The organism is Candidatus Uabimicrobium helgolandensis, assembly GCF_041508025.1.
GTDB lineage: Bacteria > Planctomycetota > Uabimicrobiia > Uabimicrobiales > Uabimicrobiaceae > Uabimicrobium > Uabimicrobium helgolandensis.
The window spans coordinates 8,233,012-8,259,025 of record NZ_CP165719.1 but is presented as its reverse complement, the minus strand read 5'-3'; the positions used below and the strand labels follow the sequence as shown (position 1 = coordinate 8,259,025).

Annotated in this window: 16 protein-coding genes; 2 read left to right on the top strand and 14 right to left on the bottom strand. The window is 34.8% G+C overall.

Annotated elements, in window-relative coordinates:
* Positions 1-138 precede the first annotated feature (138 nt).
* On the top strand, positions 139-981 hold the full coding sequence (locus tag UABHE_RS30420) for an FHA domain-containing protein (protein WP_372367163.1): 843 nt from the start codon (positions 139-141) through the stop codon (positions 979-981).
* A gap of 13 nt (positions 982-994) precedes the next feature.
* Positions 995-1,627, top strand: coding sequence for a hypothetical protein (locus tag UABHE_RS30415; protein ID WP_372367162.1), 633 nt, complete (start codon positions 995-997; stop codon positions 1,625-1,627).
* An 84-nt stretch (positions 1,628-1,711) separates the two neighbouring features.
* Here the strand turns inward: UABHE_RS30415 and UABHE_RS30410 are convergent, their stop codons facing one another.
* The 14 genes from UABHE_RS30410 to UABHE_RS30345 form a co-directional block, all read right to left on the bottom strand.
* On the bottom strand, positions 1,712-8,068 hold the full coding sequence (locus UABHE_RS30410) for an SDR family NAD(P)-dependent oxidoreductase (protein ID WP_372367161.1): 6,357 nt from the start codon (positions 8,066-8,068) through the stop codon (positions 1,712-1,714).
* 12 nt (positions 8,069-8,080) lie between these two features.
* Entirely contained in the window at positions 8,081-8,998 is a 918-nt protein-coding gene (locus UABHE_RS30405) for a hypothetical protein (protein ID WP_372367160.1), read from the bottom strand.
* Between the two features lie 4 nt (positions 8,999-9,002).
* Entirely contained in the window at positions 9,003-10,487 is a 1,485-nt protein-coding gene (locus tag UABHE_RS30400; RefSeq protein ID WP_372367159.1) for a hypothetical protein, read from the bottom strand.
* On the bottom strand, positions 10,487-13,171 hold the full coding sequence (locus tag UABHE_RS30395) for a CRTAC1 family protein (protein ID WP_372367158.1): 2,685 nt from the start codon (positions 13,169-13,171) through the stop codon (positions 10,487-10,489). The genes UABHE_RS30400 and UABHE_RS30395 overlap by 1 nt, the downstream gene beginning before the upstream one ends.
* Complete coding sequence (locus UABHE_RS30390) at positions 13,168-14,280, bottom strand: SDR family oxidoreductase (RefSeq protein ID WP_372367157.1); 1,113 nt, start codon at positions 14,278-14,280, stop codon at positions 13,168-13,170. The genes UABHE_RS30395 and UABHE_RS30390 overlap by 4 nt, the downstream gene beginning before the upstream one ends.
* 5 nt (positions 14,281-14,285) lie before the next feature.
* Complete coding sequence (locus tag UABHE_RS30385) at positions 14,286-15,152, bottom strand: SDR family oxidoreductase (RefSeq protein ID WP_372367156.1); 867 nt, start codon at positions 15,150-15,152, stop codon at positions 14,286-14,288.
* Positions 15,153-15,404: 252 nt separating this feature from the next.
* Entirely contained in the window at positions 15,405-18,947 is a 3,543-nt protein-coding gene (locus UABHE_RS30380; protein ID WP_372367155.1) for an efflux RND transporter permease subunit, read from the bottom strand.
* On the bottom strand, positions 18,944-20,221 hold the full coding sequence (locus UABHE_RS30375) for an efflux RND transporter periplasmic adaptor subunit (RefSeq protein WP_372367154.1): 1,278 nt from the start codon (positions 20,219-20,221) through the stop codon (positions 18,944-18,946). The genes UABHE_RS30380 and UABHE_RS30375 overlap by 4 nt, the downstream gene beginning before the upstream one ends.
* 520 nt (positions 20,222-20,741) lie before the next feature.
* Positions 20,742-21,308, bottom strand: a complete 567-nt coding sequence (locus UABHE_RS30370; RefSeq protein WP_372367153.1) for a TetR/AcrR family transcriptional regulator — start codon at positions 21,306-21,308, stop codon at positions 20,742-20,744.
* Between the two features lie 69 nt (positions 21,309-21,377).
* Positions 21,378-21,665 carry a hypothetical protein gene (locus UABHE_RS30365; protein WP_372367152.1) on the bottom strand — a complete coding sequence of 96 codons (288 nt, stop codon included), beginning with the start codon at positions 21,663-21,665 and terminating at the stop codon, positions 21,378-21,380.
* 171 nt (positions 21,666-21,836) lie between these two features.
* Positions 21,837-22,160 carry a hypothetical protein gene (locus UABHE_RS30360; RefSeq protein WP_372367151.1) on the bottom strand — a complete coding sequence of 108 codons (324 nt, stop codon included), beginning with the start codon at positions 22,158-22,160 and terminating at the stop codon, positions 21,837-21,839.
* A gap of 281 nt (positions 22,161-22,441) precedes the next feature.
* Positions 22,442-23,311, bottom strand: coding sequence for a hypothetical protein (locus UABHE_RS30355; protein WP_372367150.1), 870 nt, complete (start codon positions 23,309-23,311; stop codon positions 22,442-22,444).
* Positions 23,312-23,410: 99 nt separating this feature from the next.
* Positions 23,411-24,328 (bottom strand): histone deacetylase, encoded by a 918-nt coding sequence (locus UABHE_RS30350; protein ID WP_372367149.1) that lies wholly within the window; start codon positions 24,326-24,328, stop codon positions 23,411-23,413.
* A 35-nt stretch (positions 24,329-24,363) separates the two neighbouring features.
* Positions 24,364-25,989 carry a hypothetical protein gene (locus tag UABHE_RS30345; RefSeq protein WP_372367148.1) on the bottom strand — a complete coding sequence of 542 codons (1,626 nt, stop codon included), beginning with the start codon at positions 25,987-25,989 and terminating at the stop codon, positions 24,364-24,366.
* Positions 25,990-26,014 lie beyond the last annotated feature (25 nt).

Genomic DNA, 26,014 nt, shown 5'->3' with positions numbered 1-26,014 from the left:
CGGTCTGTTTTGAGAGCTTATCTTGATCCTTGATAATTTCGCAAATTTATGCTAAAATATGTAGATAATATCATTTAGATCTCTATCCTTCGTGCAAATTTACAGACAAAATTTTGAACAATTCTGAGTGTGTTAATTATGGAATTTAAAACATTTGAAGATTTACCTGAACTTCCAGATGATCAAGCTAATGAAAACAATATTCCCCGTCCAATACTGGAAGAAGTAAGGTCTCTACGTAAACATGTAATACCTAAATATCCTATGTTTATAGGCCGAGATAGGCAAGCGTATGTTTGTGTTCCTGTTTCTGCTGTCTCAAGAAAACATGCTAAAGTTTTTGAAAAAGATGGGGTTTTTTATATTCAAGACTTAGGAAGTATCAATGGCACTTATGTAAATGGTAAACGCGTATTAGACCCTGTTCCGTTAAAACCAGGGGATCGTATAAAAATAAGTGTTACCAAACAATATAAAAATGGTGCGAAAGAGTTTGAATTTAAGCATAATTTAGCTGAGCAAGAAAACTTAAAAAAAGACAGAGATATGTTATTTCAAGATGTTCAAATTTTCGCTGAAGACGAAAGTACATCGGGAAATGTTTTGTTAAAAGATTGTTTATTTTATATATCGAAAAAAGATATTGTTTCGGTCATAAAATCAGAACCCCCTCGACGAGTAGCAATTTCTCAAGTTAGTTTTCGCAAGACTAAAATTAGTTTTCATTCGATATGCCCATATAAAGTAAAAGATCAACTTATTCTTTCTGTGGAACATCCACAGTTAAAAACAATGAAGGCGCAGTTACGAGTGCTTGATACAGAACAACAAGAACATTATGGAATTATCACTCACCATTGCGAAATGATAAAGCTAACAGACGATGATAAAAGAGCCTTTAGAGATAAAATTGATTTGTCTCCACTTATTTGTTACATAAGTAGTAAGACAATTGAAAATGGACTAGAAGCCGATACGTAGAAAGGGAATAGATTTGTCTTTTAACGCTGCGATACACTCGTTTAAAGTTCTGCACAAAAAAATGGATCCGAGTCACTATTTTGCATCGAAAGAAAATAGAAAAGAATTAGTGACCGAAATAAAAAAAGCAGTAAAATGGGAAACTGGTAAAGAATATATTTGTGATGAAGATAATAAAAAATGCGCCGCTTTTTTAAATATCGAGCGCAATAATTTTTTATCAGATATCCAAGAATACGCAACATCTCAAGAAAATAGAAATTTGGAAGCTGTTTATATGGGAAAACAACAGTCTTGCTATTCTCATCTTCTTGAAATTCAAAACAGCATAGGAATTTACTTACCTGTTTTTTTCTTTTTTCCACTTCATATTTCAACAAAAAATCACGCTTTACCAATTTTTATAGGTAGCTCTATCAAGTTGCATAGTGAACTAGTAAGACTAAATAAGAAATTAAAAGCAAAAGAAAACACTGCTCTCGAAGATGACATAACACCGTATTTAGAGGCAGGGGAAGAAGATGTAGAGGATTATGAGTTTCAACATGAAGGAGTTGATACATTTTGGCCATGTTTTAACTATCTAGTTCTAAATATGCTAGTCAAAAGATCTGTGGCAACAAAATCTCCTATTTTTATCTTTTAGATCAATTATCAATAATAATTGCTAATGCAATTGTCTATTAAACAATTGCAATTAGCTAACACTTCTTAATATTCTCTTGGTATCTTAACGTAAACGATGAGCAACAAGTTTTTCTGCTCTTGCGACTACTTTACCATCTGGTGTAACTGCTTGGACCCAGTCATTGTAGATATTTTGATTTCTTACAACTGGATTACTTCCTTGCAGTTGTAGTTTTGGCAGTTTTCGATCAGCAATAGAAGTGACAAACACATTCCCTGCCATTTCTGGAACATACACCGGCATACCATCTCTATGAATAATTCCAAAACGCCACAATGCATCGAGCAAAATAGCTGGAATACAAAAAATATCTAGTTCTTTTGTCAGTAAATCCGTGTTTATTTGGAAAATACCTTGGCGATAGTTACTACCTATTTGCAAATCGTGTAGGCAGTTGAGTATTCCTTGTAGTTTTACGTTTGTATTATCTTGCACATAAGGATCATAAATTTTTGTTGCATTTTTTATTGAGAAATCTTGGATACTTTTGGTCTGTATGTGCGGCTTTTTATACATTACAATAGTTGCTTCGAACATAGTAATATTTTTTTGTAAAACGGCGCCCGTTTCATGTATAAAATCAGTGATTATTTTAGCTGAAACAGTGACGTTTTTTTTGTTACTAGCAATAGTTTCAACAACACATTGTAGATTCTTTGATTTGCCAGAGAATACCTTAATAAACTTCTTAAAATAAATGTTTTCAAATTGAACAATTTCGTAATTAGGATAGAGCTCTTTTGCAGTTCTTGCCGTTATTTCCAAAGAAAAAGCTCCTGGAACAGTAGGATCATTTCTTACTAAATGATCTAGTAAATAAGGTGCACTATTTGTGCTTAAATTCCACTGTTTGGTATGTTTTTCTTGGTATTTCTCTTGTTCTTGGTATTTCTCTTGTTCTTCTACAGTTTCTACTTTATAGTAAGCTTGTTCTCGCTTCGTGAGTAGAACATTGATTGCGGAGGTCATTTCCCCTTGTAATAAACTACCAAAAAGTATTTTACCTTCTTCTCTTGTTACAGGACGAAGTTTACGCTGACGTGCGACCATTTCATATTCTGAACTTTGCGTCATGCCAACACTTGCCCATCCTAACCACGCTAAACTTGACCAATTATTATTTGTGTTCATGTAATCGGCAAGTCTATTGAGGGTTTCGTTAGCTGCACCATAGTCTGGTTGACCGTCATTCCCCATATAGCTAAAAGTAGAAGTGAGTAAGTGAAAGTGAACTTCATTTGTGATATGAGTATTGCAACTGCTGTAAATATTTTCTATACCACGAAGTTTAGTCGCAATAATGCGTTGAAAATCGGTTATTTTTTTTCTAGTGAGTTGCTGAGAGGTTTGAACACCAGCGCCATGCACAACAAGGTCTAAGCGCTTGTGTTTTTTAGCAACATGAGCGATCATTTTTTCTACTTGAGTAGAGTCTGTAATATCACAGTGATAGTAGGTTATGCTTCCTGGGAGACGTTTTAATTTTTCAAGATTGTGATATAATTCATTTGCACCTTGGTAGGAATTATATTTTTGTTTAAGTTCTTTGATTTTTGCTTTGGGATTTTCTTTTAACTGTTGCTTGTAAAATTTAGGTTCCCAATTGATAAATTCATCGCGACTCATTTTAAAATAATGCGAAGGAATATCGTCGAGATTTGTTCTTCCTACTGCAATAACATGGCACTGCGATTCACATAACAATTCCTCCATTAATACGGCCGTTACACCACGTCCTCCTCCAGTTGCAACTACAACTGAATTTTTATTAAGCAAAGGTTTACGATTGCGGGTGATTTGCGTATTGCGCACTAATTTAGATGTATAACGTTGTTTATCGCGGTAAAATATTTCTACTTCGCTGGAGATATTTTGCAAACTAAGCTCTTTTTCTAAGTATTCTATCGCTAAGCTTATAGATGCTGTATCACAATGAATCGCTTTGCACTTTGCTTTAGGTATTTCGCGAGCAATTGATTTTATGAATCCACCAAATAAACCTGTAGAAGGATGAATCTTGTCCTTTTTCCAAGAGTTTAAATTTATACTTGCTACAAAAGTTTTATTGGCTTTTATCTGAGCATAAGCGTTTTTTGTACAATAGAATAAAAGATCTATTATTTGAGAATGTAAGTTCATTTTGCGAAAAGATTCTGCGGTAGTATTTTTAATTGCAATAATAACATCATAATCTCCTTCACTTAGAGCTTTATCTAATCGATTGTTTTCTTGTTGCACTTTGTAATATGAGTTGTAACCATAGATCTCTTGACAAACAACATCATATTTAAAGTTGTCGAAGTGCCCTAAATTTTCTTGTTTTCGAAACCACTGCGGTTGGTCGGTAACAAACAATATTTTTTTGTTATTGAGATCAATACGAGATGTAACTTGTGGCGTGGAGAAAAGCTGCGGCGTATAAAAACGGATAGGAGCTTGAACTGGAGAATCGTTCTGCTCTGTTGTTTTTACTAATTTTTCTATTTTTTCTGGTGTAACATTTGTCAATATAGTTTTTGTTTTTTTGGGCGCAGTTGTATGTTTGTAAAATGTAAAAACGTTGTTATTGCTCTGGCATTGGTATTCTTCGGTTGGATGTTGTTGTAAATTTTGTAAAGCTTTCATTACTTCGAGTCCACCTTCAGCGCCGCGAAAACATCGATTAGCCTGACGAGATTTTATTTCTAAAGAATCATTGTTATCGCGTGTTGTTATATCCAAATAACCGACAATATTCATCTTTTGAGCTTTTTGCGGATGCATTAATGCGATCATAACACCTCCAGCACTTGACTCTCCTTTAGTTGTAATCTTTGATGAATGTTGATCAATATAATTAATTCCACCTGCCAAAACAATATCACAATCATCAAAATACAGTAATTTAGCTGCTATTTTTAATGATTCCCATAGAGATTGATCACCGGCATTGATGACCATATTCGCTCCTTGCAGGTCGTTCATTTGCGCGATTCGTCCGGCTGTAACATTTGGCATTAGTCCTGGAAGAGTATATGGCCCTGTGGGCATGTGGTTTTTTTCAATGTAAGTGTTTATTTGTAATTGGAAGTTACTATCAATTTTTTTAGCTTGTAAATGACGATTTATTCGATCAGCATACAGTCGTTGTAAAACGGGAATACTACGTTCAGCTTTACCTTCCATTCCTAAAACGACTCCTATCGACAAATCATTTTTTTCTAGTTGTTTTAGAGTCTCTTCCGCAAGAATTAACGATAGTATTTGGCTGCCATCCATATGATCTGCTACATCTGGTAAAATAAGTTTTCCTGTTGGTAGTTTCATTTTTAGGTTATCAAAAATATGCGGATGGTTTTCTGCAAATGAAAAACTTGGTTGACCTTCACTACCAGGAAAAATTCCTTGGACCGCAACGATAGCTAATTGATTAATAGTTTCGCAACGATTTTGTTGTTTATTTGCGTATTTACTGTGATAGTCTTTGTTGTATTCTTCGAGGATGAGATGAGCATTGGTCCCTCCAAAACCAAAACCACTTATTCCAGCGCGGCGTGGTTTATCATTGGTGTTCTGCGGCCAGTGTTCTTGCTCATTTGCAATAATAAAAGGAGTATTTTCGACATTGATATGCGGATTCTCTGTCAACGGCGCAGAGTAATTATATTGCGGTAGTATGGTTTTTTCTTGTAGTGATTTACAAATTTTTATAGCAGAAGCAGCGCCTGCTAGCCATCCAGTATGACCAATAAGAGATTTTACGCTGGCTAAGGAGATTTTCTTATTTGTTTTGGAAAAAAATTGGCTCAAGGCGCGAAACTCCGTAGCATCTCCTACCTTTGTCGATGTAGCATGCGCTTCAATATATTGGATGGTGTTTGGATCTATTTCCGTTTTTTTGTAAGCATTTTCCAGAGCAATTCTTTGTCCTGAAGAACGCGGAACATTAACAGAAGGGCTTTTTCCATCGCTTGATAATCCAGCACCGCGAATAACAGCAAAGATGTTATCCTTGTCACGAATTGCATCGGGAAGTCTTTTTAATGCTAAAACCGCCGCACCTTCTCCGAAAATAACTCCATCAGCTTTTACATCAAAAGGATAACTTCCTTGCGCCGATAAACCTTTGAATTGGGAAAACAAACAGCTATTGGCAGGGCCCGGGGCAAAAACTCCACCAGCAATGGTGAGATCTGATTGGAAACTTTGTAAATTTTTTACCCCTAGATCAATTGTATATAAAGAAGAAGCGCAAGCAGCATCAATTAAATATGTTGGAACGTCATTACCAAATATTTTTTTTACTACTTCGAGATAACATTGTGCAGAAGAAAATCGTTCGTAATCGCCTTGTTTACAATGGAAAATATTTTCGAGTATTTTATTCCATTCTTCATTATCACTGTCATATTGGCGTAGACTCTCAAAGAGTAAAGACTCGTCGTATTCCTTTAGCCCGTCAGCTGTTGCTCCTAAGAAACAGTCTAGCTTTTGTTTTTTATCTGGGAGAGATTTTAGTTGCGCTTTACACTCGCTCAAGGCATGCGCTAAAAATTTTTCTGCTTGTGATAATTTTTCGAATTGTGGAGGTGTATAGCAATTAGGAATTTCAACTTTGCTTAGATTTGGCACTACTCCAGTTAGCAAACTATAAGTTTTGTCTGATTGTACTTGATTTGTTATTAAGAAATCGTTTGCCGCAAACGGGTCGCCAAAACGAAGATCAATAATACCACTGACTCCATTTTGTAAGTTTTGCCAAAAACTTTGGACGTTGTGTGCTCCGGGAACAACGCATCCCATAGCTATAATCGCAATTGGAAGGCTTTTATCTGGTTTGTTTAGAGAAATTTGTGTGTTTTGTTGTGCCAAATTTTGGACAATCTCATCAATATTATCATGTGTGTTGTTTTTTTCCCATGCATTTTTTATGTATAGTTCTTTGTCCTTACAGTTTTTCTTGGTTATTTTTGAAAGGGTATTGCCAACACCACATTCTATAAAGTTTGTATATTTTGCTTGTTGTAAAGAGTTTAGTGCTGCTGCGAAATCAAAAGGTAGTACTAAATGCTGCGCCAAAATATGTGGATAGTTACTATCTTTATGATAAAGTTCTCCTGTAATAGGTGAAAGAATAGGCGTTTTAGGCGTAGAAAAAGAAAATGCTTCGAGTGCTTTTGTAAATGGTTGCACTGCAGGCTGTAAATCAGAGCAGTGAAATGGATATGTCGTATTGATAGGTGTCGCGCTGATTCCTAAGCCTGCTAACTTGTGACTGATATCCTTTATTTCACTTTTTTGTAATACAATAATAGTTTGCTTAGAATGATTGATTCCTGATATCACAAGGGAATTGTCTGTAAAGGAAAACCAATGTTCTTGCAATTCGTTAGCTTCGCACGAAATTGCTACCATTTGTTTTTCACTTTTTATCAAGGACTGTAAGGTTTTAAAACGCAAGCATATAATTTCAAGACCTGTTTTGATGTCTATTACTTCTGCTATGGTTAAAGCAGCAAGTTCGCCAAAACTATGACCAACCACCAAACCTGGCTTTACTGATTTTTGTTGCAAATATTGTGCGCTAATGACTCCTAGTAAATAGATTCCTATGTGGTGCAAATCTGGATGTAGACTCAGTAATTCTTGATGTTCTTCTAGCGATACTTTAAGTAGCTGTGAAAAAGAAAAACGAAAATATTTCTGGGTATATGTGTCGGCCCATTCTAAATATTTTTGGAATTTAGGATTTTCTGAAATCAGATTATTTAATAGTTTCGGGCTGTAGGAATCTTTTCCAGGAAAAGTAAATACTGTTTTGTTGGTGCTTATTGGTAATGGAGCAAAATGAGGCAGAGTATTTATATTTACAAAACGTGGGTGAAAAAAACGATTGCCTAAGTTCGCGATAGATTTACCTAAATCACAAATCCGTTGATCGAAAATTTTCTTTATTGCACCTTTATGAGCATATTCCGCGAAAGAATGAGCTAGCGTATCGAGTAGATCGTTTCTCAAGAATTGTTTTCGAAAAGATTGCGGAAAAGGAATTAATTCCCCTGATAGTGAGGTACAAACAATTGTTTGGTAACTACAAGACACTGGTTTGCCATCATTGCGTACGACCCGAAAACATAAGCGAACAGAGGACCTGTTCATATCTTCATAACTCATAAAAATAGTAACTGTTTCCCCCATTTTTACGGGAGCTAAGTTACGACTGTAACCTTCTTGAGTTAGTAATAAAACGTTGTCGAAATCGTTTTTGAATTCTTCTCCGCAGTTTACACCACTTTCCTTTGAGAATAGTAGCGCTTCTCTGGCAAAACATTGGAATTTAAAATTTGTTAGATAATGATGAGATCCATAAGCCATTGTGTCATCAAATAGGACTAAGTAAGGAACGGCATAGTAAGACATTGTTAATCCTCATTATAGATTATCGTTTTGTAAAATATAACACATCGTATTTTCATACCAATTTTCATCGCGTTTGATACTGTTCTTTGCCTGTGTACTTATTTGCCAGTAAAGTTTTAGCTCACCGTCATATAATGGTGTAATTTCCGATGAAAATGCTGAATCTTCTTCAATCGCGAATGCTAATGCTATCCCAGCTCCTTTCATTAAATCTTTTTGCAAGCGTAAAGGAAATCGTTTTATGTCAGCAACAATTTTTTGGGGATTAGTTATCTGTGTAAAAGTAATTGCTGCGCCCAAACCAAGGGCTAAATGAGGAGTAGCTTCTTTGTATATTTCTAAAGCTTTAGTTAGTTCATTATAGTCTTGGTAGAAATTGAACCATAAGCAGCGCCCACAACCGTGCCATGCCGTTTCCGCGTAAAAAGAGTAGGGGTGGTCTTTTTTCCAATACGTTATAAAATTTTTATCCCAGTTTTTGCAATATATTGTTTTTGCGAATGACTCTCCACCTATGAGAAATGGATAAAAGCAATCGTAATCTTCAGTATTAAGCCAATCTTTTTTGGCAAAAGACACTCTTTTTATATGAAATAAGTCAGCAATACCTTTGTAAAATCCATAACCTGTATAATGCATGATGCGAAAACCATTACAGTTATTGCGAATATCTGGATTTTTGCGTGAAAAAAACAAAGCGTGGACTGAAGCTAATCCAAAAGCATACCCTTCTCTATAAAATATTTGCCAGTTCCACGGTACGTTTTGTTGGTTTTTTTTTATAGAAGTAGAATCTAAACAATAAATCCCATCTTTAATACCCTTTTTAAAATACAATAGTACATTGGTGATTGAACCTTTCTTGCCATTGCGGAATTCGATAGAGTCTACTACTTTTTGCACAACGGAGTTTATTATAAAACGTAACATATCATTACCTCAAATTGTCGTCGCGGTAGCTAAAATAGATAGGCGTAATGTAGTTCTGAGTGTGCTTTTGGCAGATTTTCTGCAATTGTGAAGGGATTTCAATGCGATACTTAACAATATCAACAATTCGTTCAAAAGATGAAATGGTTATTTCCCAATATGGCTTTACTGCATGAGGATAACAACGAATAAATACTTGTTCTACGCCAGAGAGGTGAGAGTTCACAGCGTAAAGTTTTCCTTTTTTATCATTTGTTAAATATGCATAGCTTGGGTGTGGTCCTTTTTCAATGAGTAGAGCGCGTCTCTCAGGAAGACCTGAAGCACTTAATACTCCCACCCCAAAACCATGTATTACAAAGTCTTCTTGCTGTACAATGAGCGGAAGAGGTAAGTTTCCGATAATAAGGCGTTTGCCGTGTAGATGTATATTGAACTCTAAATGAATGGCATCGTTGTGCGCAATAGGTGTTTTGTTCTTCATGTTGTAGTATGTCTTTGGACGAGTAGAGAAAATTTCTACATATCTAGGATCATCTAAATAACCAAGAGAAAATTTCTTTTGTTTTTGTAGTGAATATTTTCCCGGCGCAACAAAATCAGACATTAATACTGGATTTTTTAGCAGCTCTCTCCTTGTTTTCGGTGGCTTCAGACCATCTTTTGACATTATTTGTACATATTTCCCATGTAGTTTACGGCGTGAATCTTGGGTAGAAAAACCAATTGGACCATCAATAACTTTGATATCTGTTTTTGCTAATTTTGTTTTTATTTGGCGCAAACGATCTAACTTTAGTTGTACTTCTTTTTCTGACCACTCTAAAGAGTTTCGAACGAAATCTTGAGGCAAGGAATTGGTTTCGGCAACAATGTCAATGTAAAGTTCTCTTGGCATGGAAAACCAACTATGATAAATCTCTCCGGCGCGATCGGTCGCATTGAGTTCCCACAATCCTGGATTTAGGCAATTGTTGGTTACACCAATACGTAAAGGGCGGAAATGTGGATTTGGCTCAAATTGGTAGTCTTTTTTTAATTTCCAAGGTACAGAGTCTTGAAGATTACTTTGAAAGTGAGCTATCTGGTCACCGCTTTTTCCTGTCGGAATATTAAGCCCGTTACGCGAGTATTCTGCCATCATGATGTTAAACGCATCAAATTCATCTGGATTCTGCGTGGAGTAATGTAGTCTTGGAACTAGTAAATCAAAACGAATGTTGTGCAAAGAAAGCTTTTTTTCGCTATTACTTTTTAGATGGAGAGAACCAGAATGTCCACTATTGATAGAAAGATCAAATTTTTTTATACTTTCTAACCAGTGGTGCCCCCGTAAAAAAGATTGAGTGGAAGGATTGTATCTTTCTCCCGTATCTGTTATATCTTCTAGGTTCGGAGATATGTCAATCGTCCAGCTAGGAGAAAAGAAAACATTGGCAGCGTATAATACAAAGATAGAACAAAGTAATATTATAATGTTTCTTTTCATTATTTTTTTCTCCAATCAATAATACCCTTAGTTTTGGAAATTGTTAATGTTCCGTTCTTTAAAGATGAAAGAGATAGTGTTTGTGTGGTTTGTTTTTTATCTGGCCAAATGATTTTGATTTTAGTTGCGGGCATTTTTCCTAGACCAAAATGTAGATCTTCAAAACGATTTGAAGCAAAATTCCCTTGTCCAGCTCTTTTTACCCTTAAGTGTTTGTTATTGATAATTACTTTTGCTCCTATACCATGGCGATTGAATGTCTTGCTTGAGTCAGTAAGAGCTATTTTAATCCAATAATTGTCGCTGTATTTATTGATGAACACTCTAGATGTTCCCGGTTCGAAATTTGTACATGTTGGATAATTGTAATCGTGTGCTGGGAGCACTTTTTCCTTATTGCCAACTTTGAACTTAAGATTGACTGATTGCGAACTACGACTATCATATCCACCAATATTACGTATTAATAAATCTAAAAAGCCATCTCCATTTAAATCTGAAGAAATAGCAACACGTCCGTTTTCTGAAAGTTGTATCATGTCGTAATTTGCTACTTTTTGTTGTATTTCTGGCCCCTGTACGGACCATGAACTACGGTCATAACTATAAACCATATCGCGTTTGGGCCAATTTTGTAGTGGAGATTTTCGATAGATATAACCATGTGAATTGAGTTTGTCGTATTGTAATTCGCTAATGTTAAATGCATGATGTTCTGCTGTTAGATCAACAAAGTGAAGACCTTTTTTGTCACTAGGTAAATTGACTAATAATCTTCCTGGCCCAGAACCTGTGACAGAAAAAATTCCGCCGCCTCGACCATACAAGCAACCAACATAATATAAATCTAGCTTTCCATCATTTTGAAGATCAAAGCTTGTTGATCCCCAAGCAAATTCATAAGCGTCTAAGCTATCTCGGATAAAGGGTGGATTGTTTTTACTTCCCCAATTAAGAGCACGAACATTGTTCAAATGAGATGTGTCAGGAGGAAGTATTTTTGAGTGAGTGACTTCATTGTTCAGAGAAAGGTGATAATTACTTCCGTCAATAAGAGCATGTGTTGTATCATGGTGTCCATAAAATATTTGTTGATAAATAAGATTGGTTGAAATAATAGGCTCAAACATTTCTCTTGGATCTGGTATTGCAATAGAAAGATTTAAGACACCACTTCCCATATTTCCTGCGAATAGATCTTCTTTTAAATCGTTGTTGAAATCTCCAGGAGAAAAGGTCATCCACATTCCTGTTTGTTTAGAACGTAGGTGTTTGGTTTCTTCAAAACTTTTTCCTTCTTTGTTCATATAAAGACGCAAAAACCCCAAATCATTTGCTACCCAAATATCAGGATAACCATCGCTGTTTACGTCTTGAAAAACACTTGCCCAAGAAATTTGTCCGTGTTCTGCTTCTTTGCCGTTAATATTCAAATATTGCATTTTGTAAGGAACTGATTTTCCTAGAGCAATTGAATATTCTATTGGTAAAAATGGAATACGGTAAAGTTTGTAATACGATGGCATTGGGTTATCACTGTCATAAAGCCCATCAACATTCATTGATTGTGATTTCTCAACAAAAACACATTTTCCAGTTTGTGCTAGCTGATTGATGTAAATCTGATTTGCAGATCCAGCCCAATGCTGCGAGCCTCCTGGCCAGTAATCAGGGTCCATGATATTGGCTTCAAAAATATCTAGATCTCCATCTAAATCAATGTCAGCTACGCTAAAAGATAAAGTGCTTCTTTGTCCTTCAATGCCAGCTTCGCGACTTATATCTTTCCACTCTGGGAGACCATCATTGTCTTTGTCTCCCATATTAAGAAACAAGCTATTTGCTCCGTGATGTTCTTCACCGCGACCGCTTGAACACGTATCATCTATATTATGGCGAGGAGTATAATTGATAAAATAACTTCCTTGTGCTGATAATGGTAGTTTAGATGCTTTTGCTTGGCGACCAATGGGTCTTACTATTTGTGTAAGGACTCTTTGAGTTTTTTCGTGACTCCAAAGCATAGATTCATGTATGTTGCCTACTAGTAAATCTAAACGGCCATCACTGTTTATATCTACAGCAATTGCAACAGCTGACTTTCTCGCTTCTCTTTTTTCTGAGTCAGAAGTAGTTTGTCGTGGAAATAAGTAATTCTCAACTATGAGCTCTTCTTTAACATAGGAGTTATTTGTTTTTGCTAAATGTTTTAGTTGCGCGAACTGTGGTAATCCGTTTTGATCGTTTCCTTGATTTATATATAACACATTGCTTTGGTATCTTGGTTCTTCGCCAAGAACACCATTGTCATCTGTTGGTCGCGTCCAATTTTGTCCATCTTGGCAAAAATAAACATCAAGTTTGCCATCATTGTTCGCATCAAAAACTAAAGCACCTGTTGAGTACTGACTAAAAATATTGCTCCAAGATTTTGCATCATCATCGAATGCATCAATTTCAATAAATGGCTTGATTTGTGGATGGTTTTGTATAATTTCGTTTACCTTTTTTGTATTTTCTTGGAGGAATTTTTTTGTATCAGAAGGATTTACATCAGCAAAGGAAACTGTTTGATCATAAATCAAGTGATTCACATACCATAGAAAACTAAAGTGGAAGATTCCAAGAATTAAAAACAAGGCCATCGTTACGCGAAAATATTTGGTTGTTAAGATTTTTCTCATTGAAATCTCTCCTTCAATGTGTATGAGTAAACAGAACTGCCGCCATCCATGTCAACGATACTTCCATTCATTCCTGTGGAGTTTGGTCCAAGTAGAAATCCGATAAATTCGGCTATATGTTGTGGAGAGCATAGTTCATAACCAGGAGTAAGAGACTTCCAATGTGGAACAAGTTGCTCGCTGTTTGGAAATTTGTGTATTAAATTTCCCTCAACAGCTCCTGGGGAGACGCAATTCACTGCAATGTTGTCTTGTGCAAATTCACTTGCCATATACTGTACCAACGATTCTACAGCGGCTTTTACTGTTCCAATACATGCTAAATGCTCTATGTATCCTCGTGCTCCTGGCGATGAAAGAGCAACGATGCGTCCCCCACCGCGTTTCTTCATAAGTCGCGAGGCTTCTATTGCTGCTTGATGAAAACCAATTACATTAGTGCGATAAGCTTTTTGCCAATGCTTTTCTTGAATACTCTCTACAGTTCCCAAAGTACCGTTTGAGGCATTACTTACAAGAAAGTCTAAACCTCCTATGTTTGTTTCTATCTCTTCAAACATTTTTTTTATTTGATTACAGTTAGCCATTGAACCCCATAAATGATAAGCTTGTCCTCCTTCATTATTGATTTCATCAACAAGCTCTTCTCCTAGGTTGCGAGAATGAAAAGTATTTACAATAGTGAAAGCGCCTAGGTTAGCAAGGTGCTTGGCAATTACTTTACCAATCCCTCTACCTGATCCCGTTACTAATACTATTTTTCCCTGTAATATCTTGTTGGCATTTATTTGTGGTTGTGGTTTTACTTGTTCAGCTTCTTTGGGGGTCGCAACTTGACTTGCCTTTTTAGTAGGAGAGTAATATTTCGATATAGCTATTACAACTTGCTGAATGTCTGAAAACTGCTCTTCATAAAGAGAGTTTTTCTCAGGGAGATTTAATTTTTCTTGGATAACAGCAAATACCTCTGCTAGTTTTACAGAATCGATACCTAAATCTTCTTCAAAATGTGCATTATCTTCAAGTATATCTATGGGATAACGTGTAACCTCAGCAAAAATTTCTCGCACTTGTTTGGCTAAATCTTTATTAACAATATGTTGCATCATATGTCCTATCTTGTTGTCCAGTTTTGGCCACGGTCTACAACAATTGTTGTGCCGTTAATAAATTTTGATTGTTGTTGTAAAAGTTGTCCAACGACATGTGCTATTTCAGTGGCAGGTACATTGCCTACTGATACACAGTTAACTTGAATGTTGAAATTTGCTAATTCAACACAAAGATATCTTGTTAAAGATGCAGTAGCAGAATGTATAGCAGCAATGAAACTGTGACCTGGCGTATATTGTTGCGTTGAAGTAGAAGATAAGGATATAATTTTTCCTCCACCTTTTTTGCGCATACCTTTTGAAATTTGTAGTGCGTTACTGTGAAATCCTACAACATTTGTATCAAATCCCGATTCCCACTGTTCAGAAGAAATTGCTTTCAATGAACCAGAAAACGTTTGCAGTGTATTTTCTATATAAAAATCAATAGACGAGTTAATATCACTTGTTACATGTGCTCCGTTTTTTGTGAAAAATTGAATAAGTTCTTTTCCAAGAGCAGAGTTTGTCTCGCTAATAAACACCACTTTTCCTATAAAATGTTCATAAGACTTTTTAATATCTGGCTGTGGTATAGCTGGTTGCGATGTCGATATATCTGTGGCTACAGACTCTTCATTTTGTTCGGCAACTTGTTGCTCGATAATATGCACTACATCTTGGATATTTCTAGCTTTTATGCTGGACAAATCTAAGCTAGTTGGAAAGTTATAATCTTCAGCTAGAACAGCAATAATTTCGCTTAATTTTACAGAATCGATACCAAGGTCTTCTTCTAAATCAGCAGAAAGAGTCAATATTTCTTGCGGATAGCGAGTGATATTAGCAAAGGTGTTTTGCACGCTTTTAGTAATGTTATTTGTTTCCATTTGTTGCTCTCTTTTATGTTGTTTTATCCTTGAAATAAGATATTTTTTTACTAACTTTTATAAATTTGTAATTAAGTTCCTAGGGCACGCGGGTATTTAAAATTTGTTTAGTTCGTAAGTTATTGTAGGACGTAACTGGCGTATCAAGTGTGGCTACGCCAAGTTCTGTAAGTTTGATACAACGACGCTAGGATTTACAAGGGCTATGTAATGAATAAACTCAAAATGCCATACGCCCTATTAAAAAAAAATTTATTTACCGCGGGACAGCCCCCAAATATTAATCATTACACTACTTATTTTTTCTTGTACTCCTTTGATTTTTTTAGGCAAATCTACTAATTCTGGTGGAGAAATATAAATAGATGATTCTGTTAAATATTTAGTATAGGATGTCGTGGTTACTATGTTTTCACGTGCGATATCTTCAAGTAAAATCGCTGGTTGATTGTACTGTTCAGCTATTATAATGGAAGCAATATGTGGTGCATGACGCGTTTTTTCGATTAGTTGAATAAGCTCTGAAGCTGTGCGTTGTCCTTCATCAATGATAACGATATCCGCTCTTTTTTCCTCAAGAGTTTGAACATCGTCGATTTCAGGAAATAACAATTGATTTTGTACGCTGAGTAGGTGATAGAGTTCACGTTGTAGTTTTTCGTTTTTTGTATAGACATTTATTTGTAGCGATGGTGTGATGCGGAAGTAAACTTTAATATCTTCTACGATACGAAAAAATACAGGGACATAAACGAGAGTTAAGAATGTTGCGATTCCCAAACCGAAAATGATGGTCCAAGCAAAAGATTCCCAAAACACACTTCCTGAGAAAGCCAAAGGCAGTAAACTAAATATTGTCGTTGTTGAAGTAGTAAATATTGGTTTTAAACGCTGTTCTGCAGCATCAAGAAGGACAGTGGTGTAGCTCTCCCAACTAGCTACCACGTTTTGCTTGCCTTGACGGATTTGTGCGTTAGAAAAGTCAATGAGAATGATTGCATCATTAACAACAATACCCATTAGACTTACAAAGCCTAAAATAGACATGAAAGCAAGAGGGTTGTTAGTTATATTTAATCCTAATAGTGCTCCCGAAATTGCGAGTGGTAGCATAAGTAAAATAATAATTGGCTGGAAAACACTATTAAATTCGAGTGCTAGAAGCAAAAATATTAACATGAACGCAAATAGACCCGCTTTTTCTAGCGATTTAAAAGTTTTGTTTATTTCTTTTACTTCACCTTCTAAGGAAATTTTAATATTAGAAGGTAAAGGATAGTTTTCGATTTTTTTGTAAAACTGTTGTAGTATTTCATCAGGCAGTTTTCCAGAAACATCACTAAGAATGGTTGCAGCCCATCTTTCATTCCACCTATTTATTTTTCCTTGTTCTGAAATCAGTTGCAAATTGCCTATTTGGTGAAAAGGTATTTTTTCTTTAGAAAAATTAGAACTAAAATATAGCTGTTCAATATTCTCAAAATTTTGGCGATTTTTTTCACTAAGTCTAACAACAACATCGATTTCTTCATCTCCAGCACGAAAGCTCGTTGCTTTCTGACCACTAAATGCAATGCGCACATCAGATGAGATATTCGTATGAGTTAGACCTAGTTTGTTTAGGCGGTAAGTGTCCGTGAATATTCCTATTTTGTAGCCATTTTCGCCTAAGTTATCGCGTACATTTAGCGTTCCCGGGATGTTCTTTAGTATCTCTTTTAGTTCTTGTGCAGTTTTTTTTATGACGTTTTGATTGTCGCCAATGATTCTTAAGATGATAGGCGCTGGAAATGGTTTACCGTAACGAAAAGGACGGACGCGAATTTCTGCTTCAAATATAACAGCATCAAGCTCTTGTTGAACAGCTCTAATCATTTCTTTCACTGATCGTGCTTTTTTGCCGTCGATTTCTTTATGTAAATTTACAATAGCTTCAATAAAGCCAGGGTTATTAGGTTTTTTATCTCCGAATTCATTGACATAAAATTTGGGAGCACCATTACCTAAAAAGCACACAAATTTTTCTATCTCTGGAAATTTTACTTTGTCTTGTAGTTTCTTTTCTATTTTGCGTGAGACTTGTTCGCAGCGTTTCAGCGTAGATCCTTCTGGTAAATAAGAGTTGATGATAAACTGAGAACGATCTGAAGTCGGAAATAGTTCTTTTGCCATTGTCAAAAGTTGCCATCCACCAAAACTTAGAAATAATACACCCAAGAATGCAAAAAGATACCTCTTCTGTAAAACAAAACGAATAAATACTCTATATTTCAATCGTAAGAATTCTGAATCTTTTTTGTGAGGATTTCCAGATTCAATTCCAGATTTTTGACATAGCCATAAGTACAATATTGGAGTAAATGATAGGGCAACAAATAAGGAAGATAGCAAAGTGGTAACAACAACTATGGGAATTGAACGGATGTATGCACCTGTATCTCCAGGCATTGCGGCTAGAGGGATGAAAGCGGCAATGGTGGTGAGAGTTCCGGAGGTAATTGAAGGGGCAACTTCGTGAACAGCAACAGCAAATGTTTCGAGAAGACCTTGTTTGGAAATTTGTAAATGATGATAAATGTTTTCAATAATAACAATTGAATTATCGACCAAAAGACCAAGTGCAATAACAAAGGATGCGATAGAAATTTGTTGTAGTTCAATTCCAAGTAAATCTAAAAATAACAAAGCGACAACTATGGTAATAGGGATTGATATTGATACAATTAAAGATTCGCGAAAACCTAAAAAAATGAAAAGTACGATAATAACATATACTATACCAGAAAAAAAGTTGAAGTATAAATCATCCAGTTTTTCACCAACATGTTGTGCTTGATCAATACAAAAATCAATGCTAATTCCTTGCGGTAAATCTTGTGCAAATTCTTCCATTGCTTTTCGCACACTCTTTTGTAGTTTTAAAACATTGTATTTGTTTTTTATATTGATCGCGAGACCAACTCCGTGCTTCCCATTATAGCGAATTTTATACTCAGGATCCTTGTTGTCTCTAACTAAAGTCGCAAGGTCTTTTACATAAACAGGGTTTCCTCCAGGGGATATTTCAACAACAACATTTTCTATTTCATGCAAATGTTGAAATTCTCCTTGGGTTTGAATTAGATAGCGATGATTTGCCGCTTTGATCGAACCTCCAGGACCTAAATCGTTATGAGAAGAGAGAGAGGCAAGTACCTTGCGTATTGGAATTTGATATTTTGATATTTTTTCTAAATCCAAAGAAATGTAAATGACGTTTTCAAACTCTCCGCGCAATTCAGCATTTGCTACCCCTGGTAAACCAGAACAACGGCTTTTAAAATTTTCCATCAATTTTTTAAGGCGGTAAGGTTCGTACTTATCGCTAGTTAAAATAACTACAATTGGGTAGTTTTTTGCCATATCATCGAATATGATTGGCTTGCCCACTTCAGCGGGAAAACGATTTCTAGCATCCTCTATTTTGTTTTTAATTTTTTCTATTTCAGCATATATATCAGTGTCGTAATCAAGCTGGATATCAATCATTGCAAAATCGTTTTGCGAGCTGCAAGACATTTCCTCTATGGAAGAGATTTCACTTATTTCTTCTTCGGCAATCTTTGTAACCAGTTTTTCGACTTTTTTTGGGTTTGCCCCAGGAAAAGGAATTACGACGCGCATTAAACTCATCTTTAATGTTGGATCTTCTTGACGCGGCATTTTTGTAAAGGAGACTAGACCTAACATAATAATACTTAAGTAGACTAGCATGTATATTTTGCGAAAAGTAAGTATATTCAAAAACAGTTTCATTCTGTCTCCTTTCGCTGTTCTTCAGTAGCTATATGGCAGTTTACGACTTCATTATCACTAATGTAATGATGCCCCGAAATTACCAACCATTCATCTTGTTTTAAGCCACTTTGCACGATAGCAGATTGTCCTTTTAGTTTGTCGACAAGAATGCGACGGTGAACTACTTTAATATTTTTGGTTTTGTTCGGATCATCAGATAAAACATAAACATAATCCCCATCAAAATCTTTTAGTATGCTTTTCGGAGGAATTAAAATGATTTCGCGGACATTTTTAATAAAGATATTTGCTGTAGCAAACATTCCGCTACGAATTTTTAGGTCTGGATTGTCAATAATGATCTCTACAGAAAATGTGCGAGATACAGAGTCTGCACTATACGCGGCGTAGCTAACGATTCCTGTAAATGTTTTTTGCTGCAATGCATCAAGATGCACTTGTACTTTTTGTCCAGTTGTTATGTGCGAGATTTGTTTTTCTGATACAGAAATTTTAAGTTTGACTTTATAAAGATCATGAACACTTACCACTACTTTGCCAGGAATGACAAATTCACCTTTATCTAAGTTATAAGAACTAACAATACCTGCAAATGGTGATTTCATAGACATATATTCTATATTTTGTTGAGCGATTTTTACTTCGGCGTCGGAAACGGCTACTTGACGATGTGCAAATTCAATGTCTTCTACCCGCGATCCATTTTCTAAAAAAATTAATTCTTGTTCTGCTACTTGAACATTTTTCTCTTTCACAAGAGAATCTGTTTTTAATCGATCGAGTTCAAGTGGCGAAAGAATTTGAGAATTTTTTAGTCTTATTTGGCTTTTGTAGAATTTTTGTGCAAAGTCGTGCGCTCTATGAGCAGCATCTAGTTTTGCCTTTGCTGCGTTTATTTTTTCTGGTCGCGCTTTAGCTTTTATTCGAGCAAGATTTGCTTGAGCAAGTTTTTTGTTTTCTACTGCTCTGAGTAGTTGTAGTTTAAAGTCGTTTTTTTCGAGTATTGCTAGTATCTTATCTTTTTCTACTTTTTCGCCGAGATAACTAGATGTATCGACGACTGTACTTGATAAGCGAAAAGCTAAATCTGCTTGTTGATAAGGATGAATGATACCTTGTGCGGTAATGATTTCTTCAGTTCTATGAGACACGATAGAAAGACACTCTACAGTACGTATTTTAGGAGTAGGTATTTTTTTTTCTTTGCGCTCGCAGGAGCTGAAGCTCAAAGCACATACAACAAGAATATTAATTAAACACGTTTTTACCATTGCAAATTCTCACTGAATAATGGACGATAATTTAACTTACTTATTAGGAAGTAAGTTACTTACTAGTAAGTAAGTAACTAGGATACTTTTTTTGAAAAAAATGTCAAGTACTAAAATTGAATTTTACTACTTGATACCGTATATAATTGTATGAATGAATATTTTTTACACGTGGCGCTGGCATTTATGCTCCTCATAACTTGGATTATTATAAAATATAAAGTTATTATTAAAGCGTCGGAATTTAAGAAAATAATTAAATGATATAGACGATTTTGTCGTGCTCCAATCTAAAGATTTTAAATTATTTTGGTAGACATAAGTTTGTATAATCAAAGTCAGTTGTACTATTTTCTTAAAATGAATAAGAATAATTATAGAGATGACTTTGATTAAATACTTTATTTTCAAGGACGAAATTAGGATAGAGTAGGAAATGGCTTTGTTCTTTCCATAAATTTAAAATGTTGGCACGTCCTAATAAAAAAATGACGATGGAATTTATTTATTGTGGTTTTTGTTATTTTGAACATAGTAGGTTTTTAAGTAAGTCATTGCATGCTTTTTTATATAAATCATCACCATAAATTCGAATCAATTTTAAGAGCCCTTGTACTGTAGAAATGAGTACTACAGCTTTATCTCTCGCGAGTTCATCAAAAAGAAAAACCTGTTGCTGTTGTCCTTCTGTTAGAACACTTTCCAACCACGATATTACCTTCTCTGTATGATCACAAGCCATTTTCGTCATTTCTGGTGGCAAAGTGTGATAATCCGCGAGTAGAGATCCCACTATACAAATATATTCTTGCCCTTCTTTTGAACATATATTCCAATAGCCATCAAAAAACGCTTGAATTTTTTGTTTAGGGGACATTTCAAGGATTTGAGGGCAATAAATCCATGAATCAAATCGATCAACGACTCTCTGGATAATAGCAATACCTAAATCGCTTTTTTTAGGATAATGATAATGTACAGCGGCATTTTTTATGTTTAGTTCTGAAGATATGTGCTTGTAACTAAAAGCATTGTAACCTCTTAAGAGCAACAATTTTTCTGCTAAATTTAGTATATTTTCTTTCATTATTTTATTTTACAAATTAAATGTTGGTTATGCTAGAAAATTTAACAGAGGTTATTTGATTAGGTGTTCTTATTTTTTAGCGATATCAACCTTGCCTGCTTTGTTATCGTAAACCCAAACCCAACCTTCTGGTAATTCAGGTATCTCTTTGAGATCATCTAATTTGCTTGGCCACTTACTGTTTTCGATTTTGTACATACGAATGAGTTGTTGTATGCTTGTTGTGTATTTGATTTTTTGCGCTGCATCTAGGGTTTTTATCATAGTTTTACTGTAGTCAGTTGCGGTATTCTTTGTTTCATCACATCCTAAAAATAATATACAAAAAATAATTAGACACATTAATCGAATATGCATATGATTTTCCTTAAAATAAAACTATACACGAGTTACTTGCAGTGTATTTTCGCCCTAATAAAGACGGAAATTTTTTTATTTGAAATTATGATGTTCTACTGCTTAAAATAATTCGAATTTGGTAAAAATCTAAATAGAAAGACATTTTCGCTAAAGGTATATTAGAGTTATTTACGAAGGAATAGGTAGCAAATTTAAACCTACTAGCATAAAATAAAATCCAAAAGCCATAAAACTTATAAAAACACTAATATGACCAATACGGGGAAACCACTTTGGTAATACAAAAATAATTAAGCGAAACAGAAAGCTTTTGCTTTCGTAAAAATAAACTAGAGCAAAAACAAAAGCAATGTATTTAAAGATGATTCCCATAAGAATAAAAGAATTTCTTTTTTCCAAGATATTACTTAGAAGAATTCCCATAAGCACTATATAAATTAGTATTAAAGTTATTCCCAATACTAAACCCATCTCTTTTTTCTTTACGGTCAATAGCATTCCTCTCTATTTTTAACTATGAATTTAGTAAATTCGAATTAACGGAATTCTTAAAATTTTGTTAGTCGCTATATTTGACAAAGTATTACTTTTAAGGTTCTTTGTGTAACGATATAAGTAATATTTGCTTTAAATTCACATGGTTGTGTTTAGGGAATTTGGTAAATATTTAAAGAAATTTTAAGTTTTTTTGTGATGCTACGACAATAAATTTTTAATGAAAAATTCTTGTCGTAGCAGTAAATATTTTTAAAAATAGAGTGTATAATTGGTTATTATTTGTCTACTTTTCTTTTTATAAAACGCGTAACTTCAAAATCACTATTCAGGCACTCTAAAATACCGTATCGCGATCCAAAACGATTATATTTACTACGAAGAGTAAATTTATCGTTTGGTTTTGCCGCGATTTGTTTTAAAACTAGGCGCTTTTTTCCTGAAAATTCGACAACAATACGCAACCATTTAATAAATGCAGGGTGACCTGTTACAGTTCCGAACACTCTTGCTTTGGGTTTGAAAATATTTCCTTTGCCAAAAGCCCAACGCGTAATTTCAAAATTTACATTGCGCATTTGGTCGACGGAGCTATTTTTATGCGAGTAAAATCCACTTTCAATATTTTGCGCTACATAATCGTAACTCGCCCAAATAGTTTTTGCTTCATCTTTAATGATAAAATAACGAGCATGATGATCAAAACCTGTAACTACCACGCCTCTGAAATCAATACTTTTGTCTTCAGCGCTTTTGTTAAGGATATTACCGGTGTTTTCTTTCCACTGCTCAGAAATATTCATGAAAACAAGAATCTTTTTGTTACTGATAAGTAAAGACTCTAAATAACGAATGTTCTGAACTTTTTCTTTAGACAAAGAATAGAAGTAATCATTTATATCGCTATCTGCAAAATAAATGTTTAGATAAGTATCTAATTTCTTTTCTCCGCGAATAGTAGCTGATTCAAATGGTAAATCGACATAAGAAGCTGCTTGCGGGTAATCTTTACCGTTTATGTAGTCTTGTAGGTTTTTATCTAAATGCTCCATCTTCGCTGAAGATTCTTCAACACTAAACTGTGCTATTTGTTTATCAGCAATGGATAATGGTAGTAACAATATAAATACTAAAATATACTTATACACAAAACAATCCTTTCAATAGATATTTGTTCTAAATTATTGATCACTATATTTTACAATGACTTACATTCTAAACAAACTTTAAATATCGATATGTCGCAATCATTTAAAATTTTCGATTATGGATTCTGCGACAATAGTGGCTGAATCTTTGTGGTAGCCACCTGATAAGGTCATAATAATTGGTACATTTATTTTTTCCGCAAATTCAAAAACCATTTTGTCTCTTTTGAGTATACCTTCTGCTGAAATTTCTATTTGGGTTAACGGATCTTTTTTGTAAATATCAGTTCCTGCGTTGAAAAAGAGAAATTCAGGTGCAAATTCTTCAATTGCTGGGAATGCTTTGTCTGCAATAAGTCCGAGATATTCTTCGTCACTTGATTTACCTTTGATTGGAATATCAACAGATGTGTATTTCTTGGCATCTAAGTCGCTGGGAAATGGAATGTCATTGTATATGTCGACAAGAAAAGTGTCTTCATGGTTAGGAAAAGCGCGAGCTGTTCCGTTTCCTTGGTGCGCGTCTAAATCGATACTAGCTATTCGTTTAATGTTTTTCTTTTCGCGTAATTCTTGCATAGCAATTGGAATATCAGGATAAACACAAGAACCTTCTCCTCCATCAAACCAAGCGTGATGATATCCTCCACCAACGTTGACGCTTTTTTTGTTTTCAAAAGCAGAAAAAGCGGCGGCGACAGTACCGCAAGAAGCGAACAACAAAGGGTTGCATAAATATTTTTTTACTAAACGATATGGAAAGAATTTTACAAAATCTAAATCAATGCATGTGGATAACCATTTTGTGCTTGAGCATTTTTGTTTGTATGCGTCTGTTAAATGTTTAAAAATAAGTTGTTCTTCAAATATCGGTGAAAGAAATCTTGTTTTACCGAACCCATTTTTTAAAATTGTTTTGCAAATGCGTGAAAATTTATCTACAGGAAATTTGTGTAGTTTTTCTAATCCAAAAAAAGATACATTGTATCCTGGATGGTAAACTATGTTTTGAGCCATTACAAAATCTTTCTATTTCTAAGTGTTCTGTTATATCAGTTTCCAGATGTTTGAGAGTTGCCTTCTCCTGAATTGATTAATATTCTTGTTGGTGGAGTCGGCTCTACTGGTTTTTTTGGTTTTGGAGTTTTGTTATTTTTAGGCTTTTTCTTTGTTTTTTTCGGTTTTGATTTTGGTTTTGCTGCGATGGTTTTATATTTAAAAGTGAGTAGAGATCCTGTCTCTATACTGTATCCCCAAGGAGTACCTTTGTATAAATGTTGATAGCTTTTAAGCTTTTCGAACATTTTATTTGTTATTTTTTTTTCGGATCGACTTAGTTTTGCTTTGCTGGAGAGCCCAGTTTTAAATGTTCCTATTATATCTGCGCTAATACTTATACTTTCTCGTTTTCGAAATTGTTTGCGTAGCTTTTTCTTTAGGCTGTGTAGTTCCACCATCAGCTTTAAGTATTGTTGCAAATGAAATTCTGATTTTAACAAATCGCAATATAAAAGATTTAGATTTGCATATTCGCGATTTTTTTGGTTGACGTTCTTTTTTGTTTGTGACTCTATTTTGCGTTTGATAGAACGTATCAAATTGATTTTTGTACTTGCTGCTTTGACTGCAATTTTTATTTCCGAAAACGACTTAAATGAATTGGCAAGGTTACTGGCTTTACTAACTCGCTTCTGACGCTCGCTGATTTGTATTGAGATTTTATATGGAGAGAAATACCTTGAGATTCCTTTGCTACTTGCTAGGTCATTCCAATATTTGTAGATCAATTTGTATTTACTTTTACGAAGTTGTCGCTGATAGTCTGAGCGAGCTTTCCATAAAGGTCGATAATTTTGTAACCCGTAATAGCTATAACCAGTAGATTTTTCAGATGAGTTGTTGTTGCGGTTTGGGCTATATATATAGTACCAACCATCTAATTCGTAGACTAGTCGCGAAAGACCATAGAAGCCAAATCCCGAAGGAAAAAATGTATTTTTAGAATGCCCATTGACATAGAAACCTGAAGGAACGGTAATCCAGCTCCACATACTTTCGTCTGCTGCTGACTCAGGTCCTCTAAATCGAAATTTAGAATGACGAAGATTCTTTGTGATAGAGTAAGAGTCTGTAAATACAGCCTCTTGGGAAACAACATATAAGCTATATTTACGTTGTTTTAATATTGCAACCGTTTTTTCTAGACTGTCTTCATTTTCCCACGGAGACAATGTAATGTATACTATTGACTTTTTTCCCGAAAAAGACGCGTATTTCTTTGCTACTTCTCGAAGAGGTAGTAATCGATTTTTGTAAGCATTAACACCTTTTTTATATTGTAACGTATCTAAATATCGAATTATTTTGTCGGGGTTGTTTGTTGAATCTAATGAAAATTGAATGTTATTTTGAATAGTAGCAACTGCCATGGATAGATCTTTAATTCCACATTCGTAGAAAAGATTGATTTCACTTTTTAACTGTTCTATTTCGCTTTCTAAGCCTGGGGTGGTATCAACCAACCAAATGACTAAATCTTTTTCGTTTGCGTCTCTTTTTATTTTAGCTGCGATTCCTTGGCAGATGGAGTAGAAATTTTTTACACCTCGAACAGTAATATTTTCCTTAGGAGATGAAAATATAAAAGGTACACACAATATAAATATTAGCACTCTCATACATGAATCCTTTACAACTGTTTAG

Excerpts from the sequence above, each read along its gene's own strand:
- UABHE_RS30380 (WP_372367155.1), bottom strand. The coding sequence starts at position 18,947 with ATGAAACTGTTTTTGAATATACTTACTTTTCGCAAAATATACATGCTA.
- UABHE_RS30345 (WP_372367148.1), bottom strand. The coding sequence starts at position 25,989 with ATGAGAGTGCTAATATTTATATTGTGTGTACCTTTTATATTTTCATCT.
- UABHE_RS30370 (WP_372367153.1), bottom strand. The coding sequence starts at position 21,308 with ATGAAAGAAAATATACTAAATTTAGCAGAAAAATTGTTGCTCTTAAGA.
- UABHE_RS30375 (WP_372367154.1), bottom strand. The coding sequence starts at position 20,221 with ATGGTAAAAACGTGTTTAATTAATATTCTTGTTGTATGTGCTTTGAGC.
- UABHE_RS30420 (WP_372367163.1), top strand. The coding sequence starts at position 139 with ATGGAATTTAAAACATTTGAAGATTTACCTGAACTTCCAGATGATCAA.
- UABHE_RS30405 (WP_372367160.1), bottom strand. The coding sequence starts at position 8,998 with ATGTTACGTTTTATAATAAACTCCGTTGTGCAAAAAGTAGTAGACTCT.
- UABHE_RS30410 (WP_372367161.1), bottom strand. The coding sequence starts at position 8,068 with ATGTCTTACTATGCCGTTCCTTACTTAGTCCTATTTGATGACACAATG.
- UABHE_RS30365 (WP_372367152.1), bottom strand. The coding sequence starts at position 21,665 with ATGCATATTCGATTAATGTGTCTAATTATTTTTTGTATATTATTTTTA.
- UABHE_RS30395 (WP_372367158.1), bottom strand. The coding sequence starts at position 13,171 with ATGAGAAAAATCTTAACAACCAAATATTTTCGCGTAACGATGGCCTTG.
- UABHE_RS30400 (WP_372367159.1), bottom strand. The coding sequence starts at position 10,487 with ATGAAAAGAAACATTATAATATTACTTTGTTCTATCTTTGTATTATAC.
- UABHE_RS30350 (WP_372367149.1), bottom strand. The coding sequence starts at position 24,328 with ATGGCTCAAAACATAGTTTACCATCCAGGATACAATGTATCTTTTTTT.
- UABHE_RS30385 (WP_372367156.1), bottom strand. The coding sequence starts at position 15,152 with ATGGAAACAAATAACATTACTAAAAGCGTGCAAAACACCTTTGCTAAT.
- UABHE_RS30390 (WP_372367157.1), bottom strand. The coding sequence starts at position 14,280 with ATGATGCAACATATTGTTAATAAAGATTTAGCCAAACAAGTGCGAGAA.